The organism is Kitasatospora sp. NPDC089913 (assembly GCF_044748625.1).
Taxonomy (GTDB): Bacteria; Actinomycetota; Actinomycetes; order Streptomycetales; family Streptomycetaceae; genus Kitasatospora.
The window spans coordinates 1-1,321 of the sequence record NZ_JBIVGI010000025.1; the positions used below are offsets into that span (position 1 = coordinate 1).

The following is a 1,321-nucleotide window of genomic DNA, read 5'->3' on the forward strand; positions in this document are numbered from 1 at the left end:
GGGCGCCCGCCGACCCCCCGGACACCAGCCCCCCGCCACCGCCCCGCCGCGGGGGGGCCCCGGGGGTGTTGTTCATCGGCCCGGGGGGGGGGGGGGGGCCCCCGGGGGGGCCCGCCGGGGCGCCCCGAGGTGATCGGGTGGCGGGGATCGTCAACCGGTCAGCGTGAGCCTCGCGGTCAGCGCGGCGACAGCCGCGCCCTGGGGGTCGAGCACCACCGTGTACGTCCCGGCCACGGGCAGGGTGGTGGCACCGAAGCTGCACGACGTGCCGCAGTACTGCGACGACAGCAGCACCGAACCGTCCGGCTTCAACACCCACACCTTGGCGCCCAGCGAGCCGCCCCCCGCTCCGGCGGAGAAGGCGAACGCCGCCTTCTGTCCGGCCCCGGCGGTGAAGGTCCACATGCCGTTCTGCCCCGGCATCGCGGTGGTCAGCGCCACCGAGGTGCCATCCGCCGGAAGCGAGGCGGTGACGTCGGCCGGAACGGTCCAGACCTTGGCCGTGAGTGAGCCGACCGCGGCGCCCTGGGGGTCGAACACCACCGAGTAGGTGCCGTCCGCCGGCAGCGCCGTGGTGTCGAAGAAGCACGCGTCACCGCAGTACTGGGCTCCGCGCCAGACCGAGCCGTCCGGCTTGAGAACGGACACCTTGGCCTTGAGCCCATCGAGCGTGCCCCCGGACAGGTCGACGAGGACGCGTCGGCCAGCCGTGCCGGTGAACGTCCACACGCTGTTCTGCCCCGGGGTGGCGACCGTCGCTCGGCTGGCCGTACCGTCCGTGGCGACCGCGGTCGCCGGTACCGCAGGCACGGCCCACGCCTTCGCGGTGAGCGAGCCTGCGACACCACCGGAGGAGCGCAGCACGACGGTGTAGGTACCGCCCACCGGCAGCGTCGTCGTGTCGAACCCGCAGGACGTACCGCAGTACTGCGAGGCCAGGAACGCCGAGCCGTCCGGCTTCAGCACCGACACCTCGGCCTTCAGCGAGGTGAAAGTGCCCCCGGACAGATCCAGGTAGACCCGCTGCCCCGCCGTACCCGTGAACGTCCACGCCCCGTTCTGCCCCGGCACGGTCGTCGTCAGCGTCGACCCCGAACCGTCCAGCAGGAGCGGGCGCACCACGTCCGTCGACACACTGGCCGTCATCGACCCCGTCGACGCACCCAGCGGATCGAACAGAACCCGGTAGACACCGTCCACCGGCAGCGAGGTCGTCGGGAAGGTGCACGTCGGACCGCAGTACTGCGACGAACGCAGCACCGAACCGTCCGGCTTCAGCACCGACACCTGCACCTTCAACGAATCCAGCGTCCCACCACTG

The 1,321-nt window shown here is 72.4% G+C and carries 1 protein-coding gene; it reads right to left on the bottom strand.

The window, feature by feature from the left end; genetic code table 11:
- Positions 1–150: 150 nt before the first annotated feature.
- A partial coding sequence (locus tag ACIPYS_RS30140) for a hypothetical protein (protein WP_400751976.1) occupies positions 151–1,321 on the bottom strand: 1,171 nt, incomplete at its 5' end.